This window comes from Salmonella sp. 32100201201700099SM (genome assembly GCF_017572645.1).
In the GTDB taxonomy this organism is placed as follows: Bacteria; Pseudomonadota; Gammaproteobacteria; order Enterobacterales; family Enterobacteriaceae; genus Salmonella; species Salmonella enterica.
Genome location: NZ_JAGERQ010000002.1, coordinates 193,606 through 211,445, shown reverse-complemented (window position 1 = coordinate 211,445; position 17,840 = coordinate 193,606). Strand labels below are relative to the sequence as shown.

The 17,840-nt window shown below is 52.9% G+C and carries 24 protein-coding genes and 1 pseudogene; 6 read left to right on the top strand and 19 right to left on the bottom strand.

Annotated features, from left to right (window positions below; genetic code table 11):
- Positions 1-88 precede the first annotated feature (88 nt).
- Positions 89-709 (bottom strand): FKBP-type peptidyl-prolyl cis-trans isomerase, encoded by a 621-nt coding sequence (gene fklB / locus J4685_RS04390; RefSeq protein WP_000235161.1) that lies wholly within the window; start codon positions 707-709, stop codon positions 89-91.
- A 219-nt stretch (positions 710-928) separates the two neighbouring features.
- Here fklB and J4685_RS04385 point away from each other — a divergent pair, with 219 nt between their 5' ends.
- Positions 929-1,564 carry a LysM-like peptidoglycan-binding domain-containing protein gene (locus tag J4685_RS04385; RefSeq protein ID WP_001119447.1) on the top strand — a complete coding sequence of 212 codons (636 nt, stop codon included), beginning with the start codon at positions 929-931 and terminating at the stop codon, positions 1,562-1,564.
- 49 nt (positions 1,565-1,613) lie between these two features.
- On the opposite strand, the gene J4685_RS04380 is transcribed toward J4685_RS04385, so the two are convergent.
- From J4685_RS04380 to J4685_RS04355, 6 genes are all read right to left on the bottom strand, one after another.
- The gene (locus J4685_RS04380; protein ID WP_000381065.1) at positions 1,614-2,540 is read right to left on the bottom strand and encodes a DMT family transporter; all 927 of its coding nucleotides are present in this window, start codon (positions 2,538-2,540) and stop codon (positions 1,614-1,616) included.
- Positions 2,541-2,687: 147 nt separating this feature from the next.
- Positions 2,688-3,137, bottom strand: a complete 450-nt coding sequence (gene rplI, locus J4685_RS04375; RefSeq protein ID WP_001196065.1) for a 50S ribosomal protein L9 — start codon at positions 3,135-3,137, stop codon at positions 2,688-2,690.
- Between the two features lie 41 nt (positions 3,138-3,178).
- Positions 3,179-3,406: a 30S ribosomal protein S18 gene (rpsR, locus tag J4685_RS04370; RefSeq protein ID WP_000135199.1), complete on the bottom strand. Its 228-nt coding sequence runs from the start codon at positions 3,404-3,406 to the stop codon at positions 3,179-3,181.
- A 4-nt stretch (positions 3,407-3,410) separates the two neighbouring features.
- On the bottom strand, positions 3,411-3,725 hold the full coding sequence (gene priB, locus J4685_RS04365; RefSeq protein ID WP_001519453.1) for a primosomal replication protein N: 315 nt from the start codon (positions 3,723-3,725) through the stop codon (positions 3,411-3,413).
- A 6-nt stretch (positions 3,726-3,731) separates the two neighbouring features.
- Entirely contained in the window at positions 3,732-4,127 is a 396-nt protein-coding gene (gene rpsF, locus J4685_RS04360) for a 30S ribosomal protein S6 (protein ID WP_001216673.1), read from the bottom strand.
- Between the two features lie 70 nt (positions 4,128-4,197).
- Complete coding sequence (locus tag J4685_RS04355; protein ID WP_011233248.1) at positions 4,198-4,404, bottom strand: hypothetical protein; 207 nt, start codon at positions 4,402-4,404, stop codon at positions 4,198-4,200.
- A gap of 193 nt (positions 4,405-4,597) precedes the next feature.
- On the opposite strand from J4685_RS04355, the gene yjfY reads away from it, so the two are divergent.
- Complete coding sequence (gene yjfY / locus J4685_RS04350; RefSeq protein ID WP_011233247.1) at positions 4,598-4,873, top strand: DUF1471 family protein YjfY; 276 nt, start codon at positions 4,598-4,600, stop codon at positions 4,871-4,873.
- 128 nt (positions 4,874-5,001) lie between these two features.
- Here yjfY and J4685_RS04345 read toward each other — a convergent pair whose 3' ends face one another.
- Genes J4685_RS04345 through ulaA form a run of 6 tightly spaced genes read right to left on the bottom strand, consistent with a single transcriptional unit; the run spans position 5,002 to position 9,408 of the window.
- Positions 5,002-5,688, bottom strand: coding sequence for an L-ribulose-5-phosphate 4-epimerase (locus J4685_RS04345; protein ID WP_001170772.1), 687 nt, complete (start codon positions 5,686-5,688; stop codon positions 5,002-5,004).
- Positions 5,688-6,542 carry an L-ribulose-5-phosphate 3-epimerase UlaE gene (gene ulaE / locus J4685_RS04340; RefSeq protein ID WP_000949532.1) on the bottom strand — a complete coding sequence of 285 codons (855 nt, stop codon included), beginning with the start codon at positions 6,540-6,542 and terminating at the stop codon, positions 5,688-5,690. Before ulaE ends, J4685_RS04345 begins: the two co-directional genes overlap by 1 nt.
- 9 nt (positions 6,543-6,551) lie before the next feature.
- Entirely contained in the window at positions 6,552-7,202 is a 651-nt protein-coding gene (gene ulaD, locus J4685_RS04335; protein ID WP_000056761.1) for a 3-keto-L-gulonate-6-phosphate decarboxylase UlaD, read from the bottom strand.
- A 13-nt stretch (positions 7,203-7,215) separates the two neighbouring features.
- Complete coding sequence (gene ulaC, locus J4685_RS04330; RefSeq protein WP_000776534.1) at positions 7,216-7,680, bottom strand: PTS ascorbate transporter subunit IIA; 465 nt, start codon at positions 7,678-7,680, stop codon at positions 7,216-7,218.
- Between the two features lie 9 nt (positions 7,681-7,689).
- Positions 7,690-7,995 carry a PTS ascorbate transporter subunit IIB gene (gene ulaB, locus J4685_RS04325; protein WP_000218360.1) on the bottom strand — a complete coding sequence of 102 codons (306 nt, stop codon included), beginning with the start codon at positions 7,993-7,995 and terminating at the stop codon, positions 7,690-7,692.
- A gap of 15 nt (positions 7,996-8,010) precedes the next feature.
- Positions 8,011-9,408 (bottom strand): PTS ascorbate transporter subunit IIC, encoded by a 1,398-nt coding sequence (gene ulaA, locus J4685_RS04320; RefSeq protein WP_000404877.1) that lies wholly within the window; start codon positions 9,406-9,408, stop codon positions 8,011-8,013.
- 362 nt (positions 9,409-9,770) lie between these two features.
- Here ulaA and ulaG point away from each other — a divergent pair, with 362 nt between their 5' ends.
- On the top strand, positions 9,771-10,835 hold the full coding sequence (ulaG, locus tag J4685_RS04315) for an L-ascorbate 6-phosphate lactonase (RefSeq protein ID WP_000049161.1): 1,065 nt from the start codon (positions 9,771-9,773) through the stop codon (positions 10,833-10,835).
- Between the two features lie 104 nt (positions 10,836-10,939).
- Complete coding sequence (gene ulaR / locus J4685_RS04310) at positions 10,940-11,695, top strand: HTH-type transcriptional regulator UlaR (RefSeq protein ID WP_000133618.1); 756 nt, start codon at positions 10,940-10,942, stop codon at positions 11,693-11,695.
- Here ulaR and yjfP read toward each other — a convergent pair.
- Positions 11,692-12,441, bottom strand: coding sequence for an esterase (gene yjfP / locus J4685_RS04305; RefSeq protein ID WP_000560305.1), 750 nt, complete (start codon positions 12,439-12,441; stop codon positions 11,692-11,694). The two genes, ulaR and yjfP, sit on opposite strands and share 4 nt — an antisense overlap.
- Positions 12,442-12,624: 183 nt before the next feature.
- Here yjfP and bsmA point away from each other — a divergent pair, with 183 nt between their 5' ends.
- Together bsmA and yjfN are read left to right on the top strand one after the other, a co-directional pair.
- Complete coding sequence (gene bsmA, locus J4685_RS04300) at positions 12,625-12,954, top strand: biofilm peroxide resistance protein BsmA (protein WP_000586835.1); 330 nt, start codon at positions 12,625-12,627, stop codon at positions 12,952-12,954.
- Between the two features lie 130 nt (positions 12,955-13,084).
- Positions 13,085-13,360 carry a DUF1471 family protease activator YjfN gene (gene yjfN / locus J4685_RS04295; protein ID WP_001518964.1) on the top strand — a complete coding sequence of 92 codons (276 nt, stop codon included), beginning with the start codon at positions 13,085-13,087 and terminating at the stop codon, positions 13,358-13,360.
- 63 nt (positions 13,361-13,423) lie between these two features.
- Here the strand turns inward: yjfN and J4685_RS04290 are convergent.
- The 5 genes and pseudogenes from J4685_RS04290 to J4685_RS04270 form a co-directional block, all read right to left on the bottom strand.
- A pseudogene (locus J4685_RS04290) lies at positions 13,424-14,819 on the bottom strand (acyl-CoA dehydrogenase family protein).
- Positions 14,820-14,903: 84 nt separating this feature from the next.
- Complete coding sequence (locus J4685_RS04285) at positions 14,904-16,067, bottom strand: glutathionylspermidine synthase family protein (protein WP_000943929.1); 1,164 nt, start codon at positions 16,065-16,067, stop codon at positions 14,904-14,906.
- Between the two features lie 2 nt (positions 16,068-16,069).
- On the bottom strand, positions 16,070-16,708 hold the full coding sequence (locus J4685_RS04280; RefSeq protein ID WP_001085606.1) for a DUF1190 domain-containing protein: 639 nt from the start codon (positions 16,706-16,708) through the stop codon (positions 16,070-16,072).
- Positions 16,709-16,717: 9 nt separating this feature from the next.
- On the bottom strand, positions 16,718-17,116 hold the full coding sequence (locus tag J4685_RS04275; protein WP_000547737.1) for a DUF350 domain-containing protein: 399 nt from the start codon (positions 17,114-17,116) through the stop codon (positions 16,718-16,720).
- A gap of 17 nt (positions 17,117-17,133) precedes the next feature.
- Positions 17,134-17,817, bottom strand: a complete 684-nt coding sequence (locus tag J4685_RS04270; RefSeq protein WP_000090284.1) for a YjfK family protein — start codon at positions 17,815-17,817, stop codon at positions 17,134-17,136.
- Between the last annotated feature and the right edge of the window lie 23 nt (positions 17,818-17,840).

Below are 17,840 nucleotides of genomic sequence, written 5' to 3'. Positions count from 1 at the left end.
GCCATTTGCAAAATAAAATATTGGCATCTGCTGAAGTCAGGGTTGCCGGATAAGGCGTTTACGCCATCATCCGGCAAACCCGGGGCGCTTACAGAATTTCCAGCAGTTCCACCTCAAACACCAGGGTGCTGAATGGCGGAATAGATGCCCCGGCCCCACGCTCGCCATAGGCCAGCTCCTGTGGGATAGTCAGTTCCCATTTGGAACCTACCGGCATCAGAGTCAGCGCTTCAATCCAGCCGGCGATCACGCCATTTACCGGGAATTCAGCCGGTTCGCCGCGCGCGACGGAGCTGTCAAATACGGTGCCATCAATAAGCTTACCGGTGTAATGCACGCGTACGCGGTCGGTACGCGCCGGAATCGCGCCTTCGCCCTGCGTCAGAACGCGGAACTGTAAACCAGATTCAGTACTGTTCACACCGTCTTTTTCGCGGTTTTCTTCCAGGTATTTCACGCCTTCGGCCGCCATTGCTTTGAAACGCTCACGACGCACCGCGTCCGCACGCTCATGAATTTCACGCAGCGCACGATGCACCACATCAACAGGAACCGCCGGGTGTTTACCTTCCAGCGCATCAGCAATGCCTGCAACCAGCGCTTCAGGCAACAGCCCTTCAAGACCGGATTCGCTGAGCTGCTGCCCTACCTGCAAACCAATGCCGTAGCTCGCTTGCGCTTCAATAGTGTCAAAAGTCGGGGTGGCCATTATTTTTCCTTCATCGGATATCAAAAAAGTAGCGGGCAGCATAACAGCCACGCTTCTTCTGGTAAAACTTTGTCTCAGGGAGGATGACAAATCGCAGGGAAAAAGAAACAATAGATTATCCGTATTGATGTCACGAAAGCGGATAGCACTACCAGTATCATAGCGTTAGCCATCTATACTCTATGATTAAGGAACGAGATGCGGAGCAGGAGGTAAACCATGCCCGGGCGCTTTGAATTAAAACCAACCCTGGCGAAAATCTGGCACGCGCCGGATAATTTTCGCATCATGGAGCCGCTGCCGCCTATGCATCGTCGTGGCATTATCATTGCCGCTATCGTGCTGGTGATCGGCTTCCTGCTGCCCGCCAGCGAGACCAGCGACTCGCCTGTCGTCACGCGGGAAGCGCAATTGGATCTGCAATCGCAATCACAGCCGCCGACGGAGGCCCAGCTTCAGGCGCAACTGGTCGCGCCGCAAAACGATCCGGATCAGGTGGCGCCCGTTGCGCCGGAACCTATCCAGGAAGGCCAGCCGGAAGAACAAAACCAGCCGCAGACGCAGCCTTTCCAGCAGGATAGCGGCATCGGTCAACAATGGCGCTCGTACCGGGTAGAGCCTGGTAAAACTCTGGCGCAACTATTCCGTGACCACAGACTGCCCCCGACAGACGTTTATGCAATGGCGCAGGTAGAAGGCGCTGGCAAGCCGCTGAGTAATCTCAAAAATGGTCAAATGATTAAAATTCGCCAGAATGCCAGCGGGGTGGTGACAGGTTTAACGATAGATGGCGATAACGGTCAACAGGTGCTGTTTACGCGTCAGCCTGACGGCAGTTTTATTCGCGCACAGTAACGCCGGCTGCGCCTTACCCCGTCTATACCCTATTCGTTCAGGTGAAGCATTACCGCTTCACCTTATTCACCCACCAAATCCCCGAACACACCAGCACCAGCGCAATCATGTATTTCCACTCCAATATATTCTCGCCGAGAAAAATAGCCGAAAGAGCCGCGCCAGAAACCGGGATCAGAAAGTTAAACGGCGCAATCATCCCCACGCGATTATATTTGAGTAAAATGCTCCATAGCGCAAAAGCGACCGACGAGAGCAGCGTCAGGTAGACTAAAATCGCCACCGACGAGAAGCCATGTATCGTCAGCGTACCGCCAAAAACGTAACCGCCAATGACCAGTACCAGACCGCCAATCCCCAATTGATAGCCAGTCATGACCATCGGATCCACCGTCTGCGAGAGACGTTTGCCATACAATGTGGCCGCAGAAAGAATAAACGCCGCCAGCACCACGGAGCCTTCTCCCGGCAGATTAAAGCTGAAATCCAGGCCGTTGCTGACGTTCACCACCATGACGCCCGCAAAGCCCAGAATACAGCCGAGCGTTTTGTTGTAGTTCAATCGGTCGTTCTGATAAATAAAGTGCGCCAGCAATACGCTGAAGAATGTGCCTGTCGCGTTCATGATTGAGCCTTTCACGCCGGAGGTGAACGCAAGGCCGATATAGAAAAAGAGATATTGCAGCGACGTCTGGGTCAGACCCAGTAACGTTAACTGAGCAAACTGGCGCGGACGAAACCGACCAATCGGTTTACGCTGAAGCAGCGCGAACAGTAGTAGCAACCCACCCGCAAACAAAAAACGATAACCAGCAAAAACAATTTTAGAAGGGATATCGTCGGTGGCTATCTGAAAGAGGTCATAACCGCTTTTGATGGCTGGATAAGCGCTGCCCCATAGCAGGCAACAAAATGCGGCACACACATAAACGACGTTTTTGCGGGCAAACGGGGAGGCCTGGCGTTGGGTATCCATTCTTTCACCAAGAAATTAAAATAATGTTTTATTTTTGATTATCGCGAAAAGAGGGGGAGATAGCCAGTCGAAAAGCGATGGAGTTAAAAAAGCAAAACGCCGGCGCTGGGCCGACGTTTTGTTGCTAGCAAAAACGAGAATGACTGATTACTCAGCAACCACGTTGATGATAACTTTTGCGAATACTTCGCTGTGAACCTGGAAGTTCACTTCGTGTTCGCCAGTGGTACGCAGAACGCCGTTCGGCAGACGAACTTCGCTCTTAGCCACGTCAACGCCAGCTGCAGTCACAGCGTCAGCGATGTCGCGAGTACCGATGGAACCGAACAGTTTACCTTCGTCGCCTGCTTTAGACGCGATAGTAACGGTTTCCAGGGCGTTGATTTTCTCTGCGCGTGCATTTGCAGCAGCCAGAACGTCAGCCAGTTTAGCTTCCAGTTCAGCGCGACGTGCTTCGAAGTATTCAACGTTTTTCTTGGTAGCCGGAACAGCTTTACCCTGTGGTACCAAGAAGTTACGAGCATAGCCCGCTTTAACGTTAACCTGATCACCCAGGCTACCCAGGTTTGCTACTTTATCAAGCAGAATAACTTGCATTACCTTATCCTCTCAAAGTCGTATTAATGGACCGTGACCGATTACTGATGGCGATCAGTGTACGGCAGCAGAGACAGGTAGCGAGCGCGTTTGATAGCGCGAGCCAGCTGACGCTGGTATTTTGCACGGGTACCGGTGATACGGCTTGGGACAATCTTACCGCTTTCGGTGATGTAGTTTTTCAGCGTAGCGATATCTTTATAGTCGATCTCTTGAACGCCTTCCGCGGTGAAACGGCAGAACTTGCGACGACGGAAATAACGTGCCATATGGCTAGTCTCCAGAATCTATCAATTCAATCTGCTCGGCATGCAGAACCATTTTGCTCAGACCGTTCTTTGCCTTGTGGCAAGAGATAAACCCCTGAACGGTTATGCGGCTGCCGACCGTTATACTGTGAGTAATGGCCTGGTTTTCGTGTCCGCTAACAATAACGGGCATTTGGCACCACGCCTGCCGGTGAAAGCCGGCTTCCTCTTGCACAGAACGATGCTCAAGCACGAACTGGCAATGCGGAATTCCTGATGGACTGACCTTTCGAAGGGGGGCCCTGCACACGGTGCCGGACAACGCCAGACGGTTGGTCATCAGAAATTACTCTTCAGAATCCCCAGCTTCAGCATCATCTGCGGTTTCGTTAGCGAAATCATCGCGACGCTCACGGCGCTCGTCTTTCGCTTTAACCATCGGAGATGCTTCGGTAACAGCGTGCTTAGTACGCATAACCATGCTGCGGATAACGGCATCGTTGAAGCGGAAGGTAGTTTCCAGCTCATCGATCACTTCCTGCGGCGCTTCAACGTTCATCAGAACGTAGTGCGCTTTGTGCAGTTTGTTGATCGGGTAAGCCAGCTGACGGCGGCCCCAGTCTTCCAGACGGTGGATCTTGCCTTCTGCGCCAGTGATGGCGGCAGAGTAACGCTCGATCATGCCCGGAACCTGTTCGCTCTGGTCAGGATGGACCATAAAAACGATTTCGTAATGACGCATCGAATTGCTCCTTACGGATTATTCAGCCTCCTGTCTGGGTCAGCCGCGGCCCATGGAGGCAAGGAACGTGTTAAAGGTCGGCTGAAAAATGACGCGTTATAATACTGGCGCCTGCGGGCAAACTCAAGGTGATTGTACAATTATTTATCGTGCCGAACGTAACGCCTGTCCCGTCGCATTTTGCTGCTGAGATATTAACTTCATATCGCATGCCACTATAAACGGCCTGTTCCGACAGAGAAATTGGCACTGTGGTCAGCGCACTTTTTTGCCACACAGAATTTCTTAAACATGGCGGCATACATCAACGGGTTGTTAATCAGGTAAAAAACGATAATGCGATAATTTTTTGAACAACAGCATCAGAAAAGGTCGCCATCTCTGCGGCAGGTTATGGTTAAAATTAAACCAGAAGCGATTCACTAAAGGGGGATATCGCCAACCAGACCGCGCTGCTGAGGAGGTACTCTATGCGAGCCCGGATAATGTTATTTCTGGCTGCGCTTTTGCCTGGCATAACGGCAACGGCAGCCATCGAGTTAAATAATCACCAGGTCAGAAATATGGATGATGTGCGCAGCTTAGGCGTGATCTACATCAACCATAACTTCGCCACGGAAAGTGAAGCCAATCTGGCGCTGAATGAAGAGGCCGACGTGCGAAACGCAATGTATTATCACGTCATACTTATCCGGGAACCGGGTAGCAATGGCAATATACACGCCAGCGCGAATATTTATCGCTAGCATCAGGAAAACCAACGAAAAAGCCATAGTTGATTTGCCCCCTGAACAGGGGGCTTTTTTCGCGGAAAGATGGCTCCGGAATTAGACCTGTGACATCCCGATAATATTCACATTCCGGAGCTCATACTTCACTTCTGCCCGTAATACGCATTCGGGCCATGCTTACGCATGAAGTGCTTGTTCATCAGATAATCGTCGATGGGGTTGAGGCCAGGGTTAATACCGCGCGCAATCCACGCCATTCGCGCCACTTCCTCCATGACCACCGCGTTATGTACCGCATCGTGCGCATCTTTCCCCCAGGCGAACGGCCCGTGTTGATACACGACAATGCCTGGCGTATGCAGCGGTTCCACCTCGCCCAGCGTTTCGATGATCACCTTACCAGTGTTCAGCTCGTACTCGCCCTGCACTTCTTCTTCGCTTAACGCCCTGGTACAAGGAATATCGCCAAAGAAATAGTCCGCGTGCGTGGTACCGAGCGCCGGAATAGCCATCCCCGCCTGCGCCCATGCCGTGGCGTGGGTTGAATGGGTATGAACGACGCCGCCAAGCGACGGATAGCGTTGATACAGCGCCAGATGGGTAGCGGTATCGGAAGAAGGACGATAACGTCCCTCCACCACTTTGCCATCCATATCCACCACCACCATGTCATCTACCTTCATGGTTTCATAGGCGACACCGCTTGGCTTAATCACCACCAGCCCGCGTTCGCGATCGATAGCGCTGACGTTGCCCCAAGTAAACGTCACCAGTCCATAACGGGGCAAATCCATGTTAGCGTCAAATACCTGCTGCTTGAGCTTTTGCATTATGCCGCCTCCACCATGCCTGCTTTGGCCATGCGCGCTTTCACCCAGTCACGCGCTTTCGCTACCTCTGCCGCCGGGTTCTCTGCTGTTTCGCTCCACATCTCAATCAGATAGGGCCCGCAATAGCCACTCTGTTTGAGCGTTTCGAAGCAGCGTTCGAAATCGACAACGCCTTCGCCAAACGGCACATTTTTGAACACGCCGGGTTTAGTATCTTTGACGTGTACCGCGACGATATGCCCGCTTCCCGCCTGTAGCTCCATCTGTACGTCGTTATCCCAGGCAGACAGATTGCCGATATCCGGATAGAGCTGGAACCACGGGTTATTGAGGTAGTGAGCATAGCCCAGCGCTTTACTGATGGAATTCATCAGCGGGTAGTCCATGATCTCCATCGCCAGCGTCACCTGGGCGCGGCTGGCCATATCAACGCTCTCTTTTAACCCATCGCGGAAGCGGCAACGCGTTTCGTCGTTGGCCTGCTGATAGTAAACGTCGTACCCCGCCAGTTGAATGACGCGAATCCCGACGTCCTGCGCAAACTGAATCGCTTTACGCATAATCTCCAGCCCCTGCGCCCGTACCGCGTCATCTTCGCTACCGAGCGGAAAACGACGATGCGCGCTCAGACACATGGACGGCACACGCACGCCGGTTTCAGCAACCGCGCTCACCAGCGCCAGGCGCTGCTCGCGACTCCAGTCGAGCCGCGCCAGTCGGGCGTCGGTCTCGTCCACCGACATTTCAACGAAGTCAAAACCCAGCGTTTTCGCCAGCCGCAGGCGCTCCAGCCAGCACTCCCCGGCAGGGAGCGCTTTTTCATAGATGCCGAGCGGAATTTGTTTCGACAGCATAGCCGCTCCTTAGCCCCACAGTTGGGCAATGGAGCGTTTGAACTGCCGTGCGGCTTCTACCGGCGATTCGGCATCGCGAATGCTGCGCCCCGCGATAAAGACATGGATCGGAATGCCTTTGAACAGCGGCAGGTCTTCCAGCGCCAGTCCGCCGGTCACGGTCACTTTAAAGCCCATATCGGAGAGCCGCTTAATCGCGGTAATATCCGCCTCGCCCCACGCCACGCCTGCCGCCTGCGCGTCACGGCTGCGGTGATAAACCACTTGCTGAATACCCGCATCACGCCACTGCTGCGCCTGTTCCCAGGTCCAGTAACCGGTCAGCTCGATCTGCACGTCGCCGTTGAACTCTTTCGCCACATCCAGCGCGCCTTTTGCGGTGTTGATATCCGCACAGCAAATCACGGTCACCCAGTCCGCGTTGGCTTCGAAACACATACGGGAGAGGATTTTACCGGCATCGGCAATTTTGGCGTCCGCCAGCACGATTTTGTGCGGGTAAAGCGCTTTCAGGTCGCGAACGGCGCGCACGCCTTCGCCAACGCACAGAATGGTGCCCACTTCAATAATATCCACCTCTTCGGCAATCAGGCGGGTGGTTTCATAGGCGCTATCCATAGTCTGGTTGTCCAGCGCGACCTGCAACATTGGTAATGACATGTTCAATTCCTTCTTAAGCTGCCGCGTTGGTGCGGTCAATGAGATCCAGGACTTCCTGCGCGGTGCGGCAGGCGCGTAAACGGTCAAAATTAGCTTCGTCTTCAAACAGGTTGACGATCTGCATGATGCCCACTTCCTGGTTAGTGTTGGCATCGACCGCCGCCATGGTGATCAGAATATCGACCGGATCGTTATCTTCGTGGTTGAACTCCAGCGGCTTTTTCAGCGTCACCAGTGAGAAACCGGTTTTCTTCACGCCCTCTTCCGGACGCCCGTGCGGCATTGCCAGCCCCGGAGCGATAACGAAATAAGGGCCGAACTGTTCCACGCCATCGAGAATCGCCTGGTAGTAACGCGGCTCGACAACGTCCGCCGCCACCAGCAAATCCACACCAATTTTTACGGCTTCCTGCCAGGTATTAGCTTCAGCCTGCAAGCGGATAGAATTATTCTCCGCCAGCGAATCACGTAATTTCATGTTGCGTCCTTACTTCACGTCCTGTGGAAAATGCGCTTTGATCACTTCCAGCAATTTCGGGCCGAAGTCTGCGGGCGATAGCATGTTGCGCACGCCAACCACATATTTGTTGCCCGTCACGGTGATTTCGCCTGCAATATGGGTAGAAGCGATGATGATATCCGCGCCGCTCAACTCGCTTTTGTACTCGCCAACCGCGCAGCTGTTTACCGTGTGGTCAATGTTTGATTGGGTTAAAAACTGGTCCACTTTCATTTTCATGATCATGGAACTGCCCTGTCCGTTGCCACACACAGCCAGAATACGTACGGTCATAATCAAAACTCCTTATTAAGCAGACTGTTCTGCCAGTTGTTTTTCTGCATCTTCTTCTGCGCGCAGTGCGCGGCCAGCGAAGAACATATAAGCCAGTGCAATTACAATGATGACGGCCATAAAGGCGATACCGATGGAGAAGAAGCCCTGCATCATCGGCGGCGCCAGAATCGACCAGTCCGCCATACCCATCCAGGCACTCATACCGGTGAGTTTCACCGCCCAGACGCAACCAAAGATTTCAATCATCCCCATCACCAGACAAATTTTCAGCGCCGCACGCCAGCCGCCGAAGTGGTTAGCGAACACGCCGATAGTGGCGTTAGAGAAGAACATCGGGATAAAGCCAGGAATAATCAGGATCGAGGAGCCGCAGGCAACCAGGACGCCAACCGCAATCAGCTGACCGATAGTGCCCCACATAAAGCCCCAGACTACGGCGTTCGGCGCGAAGCTATAGATAGCCGCACAGTCAATCGCCAGAACCGCACCTGGGATCAGGCGCTGGGAGATACCGTTAAACGCTTCAGAGAGTTCCGCCACAAACATGCGCACGCCCTGAGTGATGATGAAGATCGCCACCGCAAAGGAGAAACCGGTTTGCAGGATGTAGACCGTCCAGTGCACTTTGCCCGCCATCGCCTGCACGGTGTCGATACCGAAGGAGAGCAGAATGGCACCAAAGAAGATGGTCATTACAATCGCCGTAGAGACGATGTTGTCGTGGAAAATATTCAGCCAGCCCGGCAATTTGAGGTCTTCAACGCTTTCCTCTTTTTTGCCGAGGAACGGCGCGACTTTATAGGCAATCCAGGAAGCAAACTGCTGCTGGTGACCGATGGAGAAACCGCAGCCGTCCGTCACTTCCTGGGTGGGCTTATACATCATGTTGGAAGTGATGCCCCAGTACAGGGAAACCAGTATCGCCGTGCAGATAATGGTGGTCCACATGGAATAGCCGAAGATATAGAAAGAGACCGCAATCAGCCCCGCCTGCTGGAACATGATGTGCCCGGTCAACATGATGGTGCGAATACCGGTAATGCGTCGCAATAAGACGTAACAAATATTCAGCGCCAGCGCGAGCAACACCGCGTAGCCTACCCAACTATACGCATCGCCCATCCGTTCGATCGTTGCCATCATCGAAGCATAGGTATCGGAAATCGCGCCGTTGATACCGTAAACCTCAGACATTTTCGCCACCACCGGTTTAAAGGTGCTGGTCAGAATGCCGGACCCGGCCTGTAGCAGCATAAAGCCAATGATGGTTTTGATCGTCCCTTTGATGATCACGCTGACGCTTTTGCGCAACAGGATATAGCCCAGGCAGGTCACAATACCCAGTAATAGCGGGGCATTGGTCATTACCTGATTAAAGAAAATGGTAAAGATGTTGTAGAGGATCTCCATAACGATCTCCGGCAGATAAGGTTGCTGAGTCACAGGCGCTCAGGATAATGTCCCTTCACTTTAATTTTCAAAAGTAATCATAACAGGATTAAATTTGATTAAATGTGACGTAGCGCGCAAATAATTAGCACACTTAATACATGGTTTACTTATAGGTAACTCATTTTTTCATTAAAATAAGTAAAATCATAAAGATGCCAACATTCACATGACGCCAGACAAGATTAAATCTTCTCCTGACTGCGTTCTCTCCTGCCAAAAAGTCAAAAAATAGCCCATTGCCTTCTTGAGAAAATAGTGTCAGGATTAATCAAAACAAATCACGTTTTGAACCATTTTGAACAAACATGAAGGTAAATGCGATGAGTAAAGTACAAAGCATCACGCGTGAATCATGGATTCTGAGCACGTTTCCGGAGTGGGGAAGCTGGCTGAACGAAGAGATTGAACAAGAGCAGGTCGCGCCGGGTACGTTCGCTATGTGGTGGCTGGGCTGTACCGGGATCTGGCTAAAATCTGAAGGCGGCACTAACGTATGCGTCGATTTCTGGTGCGGTACCGGTAAACAGAGCCACGGTAATCCGTTGATGAAAACCGGCCACCAGATGCAGCGTATGGCTGGCGTCAAAAAATTACAGCCTAACCTGCGCACCACGCCGTTTGTTCTCGATCCTTTCGCTATCCGTCAGATTGACGCCGTCCTGGCGACCCACGACCATAACGATCACATTGACGTCAATGTCGCGGCTGCCGTAATGCAGAATTGCGCCGATGATGTTCCGTTTATCGGCCCGCAGACCTGCGTGGATTTATGGGTTGGCTGGGGCGTGCCGAAAGAACGCTGCATCGTGGTAAAACCGGGCGATGTCGTAAAAGTGAAAGATATTGAAATTCACGCGCTTGATGCCTTTGACCGCACCGCATTAATCACCCTGCCCGCCGATCAGAAAGCCGCTGGCGTACTGCCGGACGGCATGGATGTACGCGCGGTTAACTATCTGTTTAAAACGCCGGGCGGCAATCTCTATCACAGCGGCGATTCTCACTATTCCAACTATTACGCGAAACACGGCAACGAACATCAAATTGATGTCGCGCTTGGTTCCTATGGCGAAAACCCGCGCGGTATTACGGACAAAATGACCAGCGCGGATATTCTACGCATGGCGGAGTCGCTGAACACCAAAGTGGTGATCCCGTTCCATCACGATATCTGGTCGAACTTCCAGGCCGATCCACAGGAGATCCGCGTGTTATGGGAAATGAAGAAAGATCGCCTGAAGTATGGTTTTAAACCGTTTATCTGGCAGGTTGGCGGCAAGTTTACCTGGCCGTTGGATAAAGACAATTTCGAATACCACTATCCGCGTGGTTTTGACGATTGCTTTACCATTGAACCCGATCTACCATTCAAATCCTTCCTGTGAGTCGATATCATGCCGGGATTACCCGGCATTTTTTCCATTTACTTTAGTATTTCCAGGCTATTTCAAATATCATCTTTTCAAATCAATTTGTATCGGAATAGCTCATGACTGAAGCACAAAGACATCAAATACTGCTGGATATGCTGGCACAGTTGGGCTTTGTTACCGTCGAAAACGTGATTGAGCGTCTGGGAATCTCCCCGGCGACGGCGCGCCGCGACATCAACAAGCTCGACGAAAGCGGAAAACTTAAAAAAGTGCGCAACGGCGCAGAGGCCATTACCCAACAGCGGCCCCGCTGGACGCCGATGAATCTGCACCAGGCGCAAAACCACGATGAAAAAGTACGCATCGCGAAAGCGGCGTCGCAGCTGGTAAACCCGGGTGAGAGCGTAGTGATTAACTGCGGCTCCACCGCTTTCCTGCTGGGGCGCGAAATGTGCGGGAAGCCGGTACAGATCATTACCAACTATCTGCCGCTGGCGAATTATCTGATCGATCAAGAGCATGACAGCGTGATTATCATGGGGGGTCAGTACAACAAAAGCCAGTCGATTACCCTAAGCCCGCAGGGAAGTGAAAACAGTCTCTATGCTGGCCACTGGATGTTTACCAGCGGAAAGGGCTTAACTGCGGATGGCCTGTACAAAACCGATATGCTAACCGCCATGGCGGAACAAAAAATGCTCAGCGTCGTCGGGAAACTGGTCGCGCTGGTCGATAGCAGTAAAATTGGCGAGCGCGCGGGAATGCTGTTCAGCCGCGCCGATCAGATCGCTATGCTGATTACCGGCAAAAATGCCAATCCGCAGGTTTTGCAACAGCTTGAAGCCCAGGGTGTAAGCATACTCCGCGTTTAAAGATGCTGTCGGAAAAACGCTACCGTCGCCGACAACGCTTCTGGCGTAATGCGATGCCGCACGCCTGCGGCCCATAAACAGGTCACATGCTTATCCAGCTTCGCCCCGGCGAGTGCCTGCTGGAGCCGGAAGGTTTCGATAGCAGGCACCACGTCATCCTCCTGACCATGCCACAACAGAAGCGGCCTGTCGGCCAGTCGCTCTAACTGGTGTGTGACTTCCCATTCACGTAGCGGCGCAATGATATTGTCGAATTCCGCCTGCTGTGCCGGGTTCTGCGGGGATAACGGCGGGAAAAGCGTCCGGGCGAGCCCGGTAAAATAGCCCGACCCCATTAAACTGGCCCCGCATTTTACCCCTCGGTGACGCGTCATAATGCCCAGCGCCGTCATACCGCCCATGGATGCGCCTCCCACCGCCAACCGCCCGTCAAGTAGCCAGTTTTCCGCCTGAATCGCCGCACGTAACGTCGTAAATTCCTGCATGTTTTGGTGCAGAATCTGCCAGAATCGGTGTATTCGTCCCTGTGAGTCGCCGCCGAAGCGAGCGCCATGCTCCGGCGCATCCGGCATGACTACCCGGAATCCTGCCTGTGCCAGGGCAACGGCAAAATAACTATAAACCAGGCTGGAGGAGGTGAAGCCATGATAGAACACCACACAGGGAAGCGGCACGGCGCGTTTCCCTTCCGGGAAGGCATGTAGTACGACGCCTCCGGCTAATTGTCGTGTTTCAATCGCTATCATTATTCTCTCCTTTTTATCCGGTATGCCACGGAGAAATACTTAACGCAAGTTTATGGATAGCGCAATAATTCATAATGTTTGAGAACTGGGTTACGCTTTCGCAACGTTTTCATTCGAAAATCGCGTGACAGGTAACACTTCGGGAACATTCCCCCTAAAGGGAAATCAATAAGGCATTACACTATGATTATCAGGAAACGAGATAGAGTTATGCGTCGGTTTGCTTCATTGATAGCAGCGCTGTTATTAAGCGCGTGTAGCGTGCTGCAGGGTACGCCGCAACCTGCGCCGCCTGTCGCCGATCACCCGCAGGAAATCCGTCGCGATCAAACGCAAGGACTACAGCGGATGGGGACCGTAAGCGCGCTGGTTCGGGGCTCCCCGGATGATGCAATAGATGAAATCAGAGCGAAAGCCGCCGCTGCGAAAGCCGATTATTACGTTATCTTAATGGTTGATGAAACGGTTGTAACCGGCCAGTGGTATTCACAAGCCATTTTGTATCGTCAATAACAGTAGATTGATTTTTAGTCAGTTTTACATTGCTTTGCGTCCCTATGCGTTTACCTGTGCACAATAAACAAACAGGTTTACCGTGATGGAGCGTCCTGTTAAATGCGGGGTATGTAATAAGGAGCTGACGATGAAACAAGAACTTGCCTTATCCTCACTGCTGCTTTCTGCCGGACTGGTGAGTACGACGGCACAGTCTGCCGAATTCGCCAGTGCTGACTGCGTAACGGGTCTGAATGAAATCGGCCTGATCTCGGTCAGTAATGTTGCAGGAAACCCACAGGATGTAGAGCGGATTATCGCCCTCAAAGCCGATGAACAGGGTGCGTCCTGGTACAGAATTATTCAAATGTATGAAGAACAACAGTCGGATAACTGGCGCGTACAGGCGATACTCTATGCCTGATGCCGCATGGCGACGCCAGCGTCTTATCCGGCCTGAAGGATGGCATGTACTACAGGCCAAACGTTACCGCAGTCCCCCGGTCGCCCTTAACAGTAAATCATTTTGCACCTGGGCAGGCAGCGGCATTTCGCCGCGTGTATCCAGCATCATCTGACACCACGCTTGCGCCAGCGGCGGCGAGGCATGACGCAGCATTTCCGCTCCGCATCCCAGCAAGAAAAGCTGCTGCGTAATCTCTCTGCCCATTGCTTCGTCCGGTTTGCGTAAACGTTGCTGTAGCTGACGTACCGCGCGGTCGTAATGGCGATCCTGGCCTTTGACTTCCGTAAAAACCTCACTCAATACGTCATAGACGCCGTGTTGTTTTGTCAGCACCCGAAGTACATCCAGACACATGATATTGCCGGAACCTTCCCAGATACTGTTCACCGGCATTTCACGGTACAGGCGCGGGAGTTCGCTCTCTTCGCAATACCCCATCCCGCCGAGAACCTCCATCGCCTCAGCCACAAAAGGGATTCCCTGCTTACAGATGGCGAATTTCGCCGCTGGCGTGAATAATCGCGCCCATAATGCCTCTTTCGCCTCGCGACGTTGCTCCCAGGCGCGCGCCAGCCGAAACAAAAGCGCCGTCTGCCCCTCCAGGCATAGCGCCATACGACTTAAGGTTTGTCGCATCAACGGTTGATCGATCAGCGGCTTACCAAAAGCCTGACGCTGATGAGCATGGTAAATGGCGACTGAAAATGCGCGCCGCATTAAGCCATGACTCCCGAGCGCGCAGTCAAGACGCGTCATACCGCCCATCTTTAAGATATGCCGAATCCCTTCGCCCTCTTCTCCCAGCCGCCAGCCGCTCCGCGTGGGTCGTATTACTGAGTACGTCAGATCCGCCCTGCTTTTCCGTCATTCCCATGCCGATGAGCAGGCCCCGTTTTTGCCCGCCCGGCAGCAAATGCGAATCGTAGCGATCGCTGCGCAGCGGCGCCAGCCAGTCATGGAAAGTGGTGGGAAGCATCTGCAATAGCAACGGTGTCGCGGCAAAGGTCATCGTGACAGGACAGAGTGTTCCCGCTTCTACCTGAGCATGTAATACAAAACGCGCCGCCCGGACGACAAAACTTCCCGCCCTTGCCTCTTCCTCCCAGGCCAGGTTATGTACCCGATTAGCGCAAAGTCCCTGCATCAACAGGTGCCAGGCGGGATGAAAGCGAACGTCATCCAGACGCTGTCCCTGGGGATCGTAACGCAGCAACTCAGGAGGATGCGCGTTCGCCAGACGACCCAGCTCCAGTGATTCCGCCGTTCCCAGTTGTTGGCCAATGCTGGCGAGAAGATCGCTATCCCATCCCGCGCCTTCCCGGGAAACCGCTTCACACAGCGCGCCATCAGACAGGAATAAGTTACTGTTATTGAGCGGAGCAGGTTGATTAAAGACGGTATGTGTTTGCCAGGACATGGTGTCTCCCTCCTTCAATAGCGCTGAAGTCAAGTATGGTCATGACTGCGCCATTGACGCCGGAGCAAGATCACAAAAGTATGATTAACCGGCAATATAATGTGGGACGAAACGGGAAGTGTCTTTGGTAATTAGCGTATTGTCCTCGCGAATCCCCATCCCGGAGGCTTCATCGTCAATGATCCAACTGCCAATCAGCGTATAGCTATCGCCAAAGCGCGGCAAAGGCTGAAACGCCTGGTAAATCATCGGCTCGTCAGCGTAGTCGCCGTCGGCATGATCGATAACATTTTGCCGCTCGTCGAAAATCGTGACGTTGCCGCCTTCACGTGAATAAATAGGCTTCCGCACGCTGCTTTCGCCTGGCGCTGCGAGCGATTTTTCGCCCTCAAACCAGGCCGGCAGAAGATTCGGATGGCCAGGGAAAAAGCGCCACAATAACGGCAACAGCCCTTTGTTACTCAGAATACTTTTCCACAATGGCTCAATCCATTGCTCACGACGTTTTCGCAACAGCGGGCCGTTGTCATCGCGCATCATCCATTCCAGCGGGTAGAGCTTAAAGGCGCGGCGAATCACGTTATCGTCCAGATCGGTCAGCACGCCGCCTACGCCAAGCCCCAGTTCTTCAATATAGATAAATCGCGTTTCCTGCCCCGCCTGCTGCGCGCAATCCTGAAAGTACAGCACCGTCGTGCGATCTTCGTCGGTATCTTCACAACAGCAAAAGTAGAGCGGTTCCCGACTGTACAGCTCGCTGAAGCGGGCGATCAGCCGCTCCTGTATCGCGTTGTATTGATCGGCATCACGCGGGATGGCGCCGCTACGACGGGCATCCTCCAGCCATAGCCATTGAAAGTAGGAGGACTCATAGAGCGACGTCGGCGTATCCGCATTGTATTCCAGCAATTTAACCGGATCTTTGCCGCACCAGACGAAATCCATCCGCCCGTAAAGCGAAGGATCGCGGCTGCGCCAACTTTCGGCGATGACATCCCAGTACAATGGCGGGATCGCCAGCTGCTGCATGATCTGCTCATCCCGGACGGCCCGCTCGACAATCTCCAGACACATCTGATGAAGCTCTGCGGTCGGTTTTTCGATCTGTTCTTCAATTTGCCGTAATGTAAAACGGTAGGCCCGGCTTTCATCCCAGTAAATTTCGTTATCGATAACATGAAAGTCAAAACCGTGATCGCAGGCGATCTTATCCAGATCCCGACGTATCGGTACGTTGTGTCGTAGCATGGTTAGCCTCCCCAGTGCCCGCGGGCGCTGGAAGAACGGCCATAGCCGCCGCGGGAGACGGTGGACGCTTTCCGTGTGATATAACCAGGGCTGGTCACGGTATCGCTTTTCCCTGTGCCGCTGCGCCACGCATAGTCGCCGGATGTGGTGCGCCAGACGGGACGGGAGACGTAAGATGAACCGCCGCTGCTATAGATGTATTGTTCATCACGGTTCTGACGAATCGCGCGGCTGAGTAAAAAGCCGCTTAATACCGGAACCCAGCTCCGCTCGGTGATATCAAAGTAGCAATCGCCAAACTGCGACTGACAGCGCTCCTGCGTCAATTGCTTAGGCACATTAGCGTAAAATTCTGTTTTCGCATTATTCCAGCCGTCAGCGCAAACGCTGGCGCTATTGCCATCGTCAATACAGTCGTTCACCGTGGCGTAAAACGTCCCATCGCCGTCGTTGTCACTATTGCTGCCGTCACCGTACCCTTTCAGGAGAAAAAAGGCCGCTCCGCCCATAATCGCCAGCGTCAGGTATTTTGGCGTGTAGCGATTTCGTTGCCGCTCAAAGGGATTGACCGGTTCGGCTATCCGTCTTATTGCCGAATGGCCTACGCCGGATGTGCTTCTGGATTTTCGTTTTTTTGCCATGATCTTCCGTTACCATGTCATACAGGCAGCGTTAAAAATACCGCCAGCCAGCGCTGCGGTTCCCATAAATAGCCCCGCCGCCACGTTGTGATGAATAATTTTTTCGCTCAGCGTAGGCATGTATAACCTTACGCAACCATAAATCAGCAGTTGAATCACCAGCGCAATGCCGCCCCAGGCAAAATAGTCCGGGATACTGACCGAGTTTATCGCCGCGCTGGATAAGGGGATGACATAACCCAGCAACGTACCACTAAAGGCCAGCGATGCCGCAGTATTGTTATTTTTTATCAACTGCCATTCATTATGCGGCGTTATCTTTGAGTAAATAAAAAGAAATACAATGACCATTGCCGCGCCAATAAAAAAATAGGCGCAGAAAGCCAGTAATGCGTCCAGTATATGCATAATTTCCCTGTATGTGCTTAACCAATAACCGTCAGTGAAGTGAGCGGGATATCCACGCCGAGGGCGCGTGAAAACACCCATTCAGGCTCACCGCGCTCATTAAATGATTCTTCCCCGTTCAATAGAAGATACTCCCAGGCGTCATCCGTCACCTGGCGCTGGAAGCCCATCGTAAAATTGTGAACGTCCCATTTCTCTGCCTGCTGATTTTCAACCTTTTCCAGCATGTAGACAGGTTCAATATTGCCCGGCTCTTCATGGTTAAAAAAGCGCTGCCAGCGCCGTTCTTGCCAGTTGAGCGTCATCGGCCCTATTGCCGCTGGCGCAATGGCTGAACGCCAGTGACGTTCCTCGTTAATACCGAAACTTTCCTCATATACAAAAAGTTTGATGTCATCAATGTCGTCAACATCCGTGCCGCCAGTGGTGTTAATTTGTAGAAACTCATCGCCAGAGGTGTAGTAGCGAAAAATCTGACTGCCGCCGCCTAAATCTATGCGACTCGCTGCCGCGACAGTGTATTTTTCACCCGGTAGCGCCACCAGCAACGACGACTCCAGTAGCCGAAATGCCAGCGTATCCAGCGTGAAACCGGCGTTAAGATGTAATTCTAATGGTCCGCGAATCGGCGCTGGCGCGCTTGTTTTACCGAGCAAACGCTGAAAAAATTGCATCATAGGGGAACCTCTATCTCTTGCCATGCGACCTCTTCAGCCAGAATGCG